This is a genomic window from Clavibacter sp. (assembly GCF_014802555.1).
GTDB classification, from domain to species: Bacteria; Actinomycetota; Actinomycetes; order Actinomycetales; family Microbacteriaceae; genus Clavibacter; species Clavibacter sepedonicus.
The window spans coordinates 1-5,404 of the sequence record NZ_JAAVCB010000068.1; the positions used below are offsets into that span (position 1 = coordinate 1).

General features: G+C 76.2%; 5 protein-coding genes. All 5 read right to left on the bottom strand.

Annotated features, from left to right (window positions below):
- Nucleotides 1-162 precede the first annotated feature (162 nt).
- The 5 genes from HDR73_RS07605 to HDR73_RS07625 all read right to left on the bottom strand — a co-directional run bounded on the left by HDR73_RS07605 (nt 163) and on the right by HDR73_RS07625 (nt 5,181).
- A complete protein-coding gene (locus HDR73_RS07605) occupies nt 163-1,152 on the bottom strand; it encodes an iron-siderophore ABC transporter substrate-binding protein (protein ID WP_012297795.1) in 990 nt (329 codons plus the stop codon).
- Nucleotides 1,149-2,060, bottom strand: a complete 912-nt coding sequence (locus HDR73_RS07610) for an ABC transporter ATP-binding protein (RefSeq protein ID WP_041464297.1) — start codon at nt 2,058-2,060, stop codon at nt 1,149-1,151. Before HDR73_RS07610 ends, HDR73_RS07605 begins: the two co-directional genes overlap by 4 nt.
- A 51-nt stretch (nt 2,061-2,111) precedes the next feature.
- Entirely contained in the window at nt 2,112-2,882 is a 771-nt protein-coding gene (locus HDR73_RS07615; protein ID WP_012297793.1) for an SGNH/GDSL hydrolase family protein, read from the bottom strand.
- A gap of 218 nt (nt 2,883-3,100) precedes the next feature.
- On the bottom strand, nt 3,101-4,129 hold the full coding sequence (locus tag HDR73_RS07620; RefSeq protein WP_012297792.1) for an amidohydrolase family protein: 1,029 nt from the start codon (nt 4,127-4,129) through the stop codon (nt 3,101-3,103).
- The gene (locus HDR73_RS07625; RefSeq protein ID WP_223842691.1) at nt 4,126-5,181 is read right to left on the bottom strand and encodes a glycosyl hydrolase family 18 protein; all 1,056 of its coding nucleotides are present in this window, start codon (nt 5,179-5,181) and stop codon (nt 4,126-4,128) included. Before HDR73_RS07625 ends, HDR73_RS07620 begins: the two co-directional genes overlap by 4 nt.
- Nucleotides 5,182-5,404: the final 223 nt, after the last annotated feature.

Below are 5,404 nucleotides of genomic sequence, written 5' to 3' on the forward strand. Positions count from 1 at the left end.
CCGCGACCGCCCGCACCGGGATCCGGCCGGCCCCGTCGGCGCGCGCGACGGCGGCCAGCGACGGGACGGGATCCGGCATCGCCGCCGCGGCGGCGGACGCGGGAGGCGCGTCGGCCGACGGGGGCGCGGTGCGGACGGGAGCGGTCATCGGGAGCGCGCGGGTCAGCCGGCCAGCAGGTCGGACACGGCCTTCGCGTACGCCGTCATCGACGCCGGGCCGCCGAACGCCCAGATGCCGTCGGGCATGCGGTGCACGTCGCCCGCCGTCACGAACGGGAGCGACTTCCAGACGGCGTTGCCCGCGAGCGTGGACGCGAACGGGTCGTCGCCCTGCGTGGAGTTGGAGTTGTAGAGGAACTGCACGTCGCCGATGGTCGTGAGGCCCTCGACGTCGGTGGATCCGAGTCCGTAGGCGGGGTCGACCTCGCCCGTCCACGCGTTCTCGAGGCCGAGCTCGGTCGTGACGTCGCCGATGAGCGAGCCCTTCCCGAAGGGGCGGATGGTGACCGCGCCGGCGTCCACGTAGGCGTCCGCGAAGAGGAACTTGGATCCCGCGAGCCCGGCCGCGTCGAGCTTCGCCTTGGCGTCCGTGACGGCCTGGTCGTAGGCGCCGATGACCTCGGTCGCCTTGTCCTCCGTGCCCGTCGCCTTCGCGATGAGCTCGAGGTTGTCCTCGCTCTGCTGGATCTGCTTGCTGCCGTCCGCGGACTCCACCTGCAGCACGGGCGCGATGGCCTTGAGCTGCGTGATCGCGTCGGCCGGCAGGTCGGTGGTCGCGACGATGAGGTCGGGCGCGAGCGACGCGATGGTCTCCACGCTCGGCTCGCCGCGCGTGCCGATGTCGGCGGGCTCGTTCACGAGCGGCACGGCCGAGGACCACGCGGAGTAGCCCGCGACGTCCGCGACGCCGACGGGATCCACGCCCAGCGACACGAGGTTCTCCACGACGTTCCACTCGGTGCCGACGACCTTCGTCGCGGGCCCGTCGAGCGTGACCTCCGCGCCGGTGCCGTCGGTCAGCGTGATCTGCTCGCCGGCCGGCGTCGCGCCGGCGCCGGTGGACGCCTCCTCGGTCGTGCCGCATGCGGTCAGCGTGAGCGCTGTCGCGGCGGCGAGGGCGGTCATCGCCAGGGTTCGTCGTCTCGTGATCACGGGTGGAGCCTCTCGTTCCTGTGGTGGTGGCGGGCGACCGCGCGGGTGCGCAGGCTGCCCGTCGTCGGGTCCGCGTGGACCTCGACGGGGATGCCGTAGACCTCGGTGAGGAGGTCGGGGGTCAGCACCTCGGATGGGGTGCCGGTCTTGACGATCCGGCCGTCGGAGAGCAGCGCGACGGTGTCGGCGAGCGCGGCGGCCTGATCGAGGTCGTGGAGGACGACGCCGACGGCGATCGATGCGTCGTCGGCGAGGTCGCGCACCAGGTCGAGGAGCTCGACCTGGTAGCGGAGGTCGAGGTACGTGGTGGGCTCGTCGAGGAGCAGCACGCCCGTCTCCTGGGCGAGGCAGCTCGCGAGCCAGACGCGCTGGAGCTGGCCGCCGGAGAGCTGGTCGACGCCGCGGTCGGCGAGGGCGGCGAGGCCCGTGAGGTCGAGCGCGCGATCCACGGCGGCGCGGCCCTCGGGATCCGCCCCGCCGAAGCGGCCGCGGTGCGGGTAGCGACCGAACTCGACGACGTCGCGGACGCTGAGGCCGCCGGGCGTCGGGCGGCCCTGGGTGAGGAGGGCGACGCGGCGCGCGAAGCGGCGGAGGGAGAGGTCGAGGGCGTCGGACTCGTGCTCGCCAGCGCCGCCGGTGCTCTCCTCGCGCAGCACGAGCGAACCGGAGCGCGCCGCCTGGAGCCGCGCCATCGTGCGCAGCAGCGTCGACTTGCCGCTGCCGTTCGGGCCGACGAGCGCCGTGACGCAGCCCGGCCGGATCTCGAGCCCGGCGCCGTGCACGACCTCCGTGTCGCCGTACGCGACCGTGATGTCGCGGGCCTCGAGGGCGGAGGCGGCGGGTGATCCCGGCACCGGATCCCGGTTCCCGGCGCGCGCGATGGGAGCGGTCGAGGCGAGGGAGGTCACGATAGGTGAGGTTAGCCTCACCTCATCACTGACGACAAGCCGGGTCGGTGATCAGGCGGCGGGAGCACCGGCAGCCGAGACCCCGCCGCGCGCGTCGACGAGCGCCTCCGACAGGTGCGCGCCCCACGAGCGGTAGGTGCGCTGGTACCGGCTCTCCTCCCCCTCCGGTCGCCACAGCGCGCGCGTGAGCTCATCGGGGAACGTGACCGCGCGGGTGAACGGCAGGCCGTCCACGACCTCGCGGGTGTGCCGGTTGAGGGCCTGCGCATGGGCGCCCGCGGCGACGCGCGCCGGCCGCGAGAGGCTCCCGGCGTTGTCGAGCGGCGGGATGTCGGCCACGAGGATCCACGCCTCCCCCGGCACGTGCACCCGCAGCGCGTCGAGCGCGCCCCGCATGTGCCGCCTCCACGCGCGGGTGGAGGTGACGCGCAGCACGTCGGTGATCCCGGCGAGGAGCACGACGGCGTCCGCCCCTGCGAGGTCGCCCTCGGCACGCGCGATCACGGCCGGCGCCTCGCGGAGGCGCGAGCTCGGCAGGGGGGCGATGGACCAGTCGACGCCGCGTCCCGTCCGCGTCGCGTGGTGCCGGGCGAGGAACGCGGGGAGCGAGATCTGGTGGGTGCGGACGCCCAGGCTGATCATGCCGGTCTCGCCGACGACCGCGATCCGGTCGGAATCCGGACCCTCGACCGTGCCGCGGGCGGCGTCGTCCGGGTGGATGTCGCCGGACGCGTCCGCCCGCCGGTAGAGGAACTCCCCCACGCGGGCGGCGACGCCGGGGAGGGAGAGGGCGGGGAGCAGGAGCTCGGAGATGCGCGTCATGGGGGGTCCTGGGGCAGCGGGTGGATCCGGCGCGCTCCGATGACAGGACGCCGACGTGCGGCGCCCGCCCGGAGGGGCGGGAGGGTCGCGGAGAGCGTGCTCTCCGTCGTGCGCACGGGAGATGGATCCGTGCGGCCCGAGGTCCAGGGGATGCCTCACCCTAGGCGCATGCCCTGGCCGTCGGCCGGGCCGCGCCCCCACCCGGACGCATCGGTCCCTCAGCCGGGCAGGTCCGCGGGCCCCAGCCGGTGCGCCCCGCGCAGCCAGGCGACCAGCTGAGCCGCGGTGGCCTCGACGGACGACGGCAGCGGATCCGGGCTCGCCAGCCCATGCGCGATGACGCCGGGCGCGCTGCCCAGCACGGCCTCGAGCAGCGCCGGGCCCCGCAGCCCGACCTCGCCGAGCAGCTCGACCTCCCGCGCGTTCAGCCCCACCGGGAGGTCGCCGTTGCCGAGGTCGGTGCCGTAGGCGACCCGTCCCCCGAGCGCCACGTAGCGCCGCGCGTTGTCGAGGGCCGTCGCGAGGTCGGCGCCGTCGTGGATCGCCAGGGTCGAGATCCAGAGGACGTCCCGCGTCGCGGACGCGCGCAGCGTGGCGTCGTCGAGCCGCTCGGTCCACGGCACGTGCACGAGCACGTCGGCGCCCGCCCGGATCGCGCGTGCCGCCTGCCCCGCGCCCTCCGCGTGCACGGCCGCCGGCAGCCCGGCGTCGTGCGCCGCGTCGACCAGCGCGGCGAGCACGCCGTCGGCGAGGAGCTGGCCGCCGTCGTGCAGCACGATCTTCACCGCCCCGGATCCGCCCGCCCGCGCCTCCGCGACGGCGGCGGCCGCGTCCTCCGCGCGCGCCACCTCGCGCACCGCGGCGGACGGCGCCCACGCGCGGTCCGAGGGGTAACCGCCCAAAGCGGTGTGGAACGGGCCCGCGTAGCGGACGTCCACTCCGGTCGGCGGCCGGGCGGCGATGCGGGCGATCTCCGCCGGATCCCATCCGAGGTCGACCACGGCCGTGACCGGCGACCCGGCGAGCGCCGCGCGGTCGACGAGCCCGAGGTGCACGTGCCGGTCGACCACGCCGTCGCTGATGCTGAGGTCGAGGCGGCCGAGGACCTCGTCGGCGGGGTCGGCGAGCGTCACGCGACCGCCCGCGATCCGCACGGCGACCTCCCGGTGGATCCGCTCGAGCCGCAGCTCCCGCACGCGCCAGACCCCGGCCGGCCCCGCGCCGCCGGTCCCCACCCCTCGCGTCATCGCGTCAGCGGATCCGACAGCCCGAGCGACCACACCGCCACCCCGCCGAGCCCCAGCTGCTCGGCGAGCGCCACGCGCGCGTCGTACGAGCGCGCATCCGACCACCACACGACGGTGCCGTCGCGCAGGGTCGCACGCCACTCCTGCTGCTGCGCGCTCCACACGGCCGTGCGCTCCTGAGAGGCCACGAGGTCGCGCGCGCCCTGGTCGGAGAGCTGCCGCCCCTCGCCGGTGCGCGGCCAGGTGTAGCCGTAGCCCGCGATGCCGAGCTGGATCCGCGCGGCCGGCACCGCCTTCCGCACCGGCACGAGCGCGGCCTTCACCCACGGCATCCCGCCGACGGGCCCCGCGGCGGACCACGTCGGCCCGTGCTGGTCGTAGGCCATGAGCACCACGTGGTCGGCGGCGCGGCCGAGCGCCGGGAGGTCGTAGCCGAGCGGGCGGTAGTCGCCCGTGGTCGCCATGAGGCAGACGGAGACGCTGCGCGCGGATCCGAGCGCGGCCTTCAGCCCCGCCACGAGCCGGGTGAGGCCGGCGGGGTGCGCGCCGGAGAGGCTCTCGAGGTCGACCGTGACGCCGTCCCAGCCGCGCGTGCCGACCTCGGCGGCGAGCTGCTGCACCACCCGGTCGACGTTCGCGGTGGATCCCAGAAGCGCGTCCGCGATGCCCGGCGAGAAGTCGCCGAGCGCCTCGTCGTAGTTGCCCACCAGCAGCTCGACCCGCTCGCCGCGCGCGTGCGCCTGGCGGAGGAGCGCGATCGCCTCGGGGGACGGGGCGGCGACGCCGCGGCCGTCCGACGTGACGTTGACCCCGTCGACCACCACGGAGGTGAGCGCGGCGGCGCTCGCGTCGAGGCGCGACACCGGCGTGGATCCGCCCTCCGCGTACCCGACGACCTGGAACGGCGCCGCCGCGGCGGCCGGCAGGGATCCGACGACGACGGCCAGGAGCGCGGCCGCTCCCACCGCCACCGAGACGAGACGGCGTGCGCGGCGAGCCGGGCGCGAGGAGCCGGCCGGACAGGTCGGACGGGTGGGACGGGTGGGGGTCATGGGCCGAGCGTAGGGCGCGCGGACGCCCGGGCCGGCGCGGCGCGGCCATCCCGTCGCACCCCATCCGCGCGGCCGCATGTGCAGGAGCCGAGACGCCGGATCCGCGCGGCCCGTAGCCTCGTGCCCCTCCCGTCCAAGCCGCAGCCCGAGGTCCCATGACGCACGCACCGCATCCGCGCACGCCGTCGGCCGCCGACCCGTCGCGCCGCGTCCGTGCCGACCG

What these genes read in the sequence shown, in the direction of transcription:
- HDR73_RS07625 (WP_223842691.1), bottom strand. Translation starts at nt 5,181, where the DNA reads ATGACCCCCACCCGTCCCACCCGTCCGACCTGTCCGGCCGGCTCCTCG.
- HDR73_RS07615 (WP_012297793.1), bottom strand. Translation starts at nt 2,882, where the DNA reads ATGACGCGCATCTCCGAGCTCCTGCTCCCCGCCCTCTCCCTCCCCGGC.
- HDR73_RS07620 (WP_012297792.1), bottom strand. Translation starts at nt 4,129, where the DNA reads ATGACGCGAGGGGTGGGGACCGGCGGCGCGGGGCCGGCCGGGGTCTGG.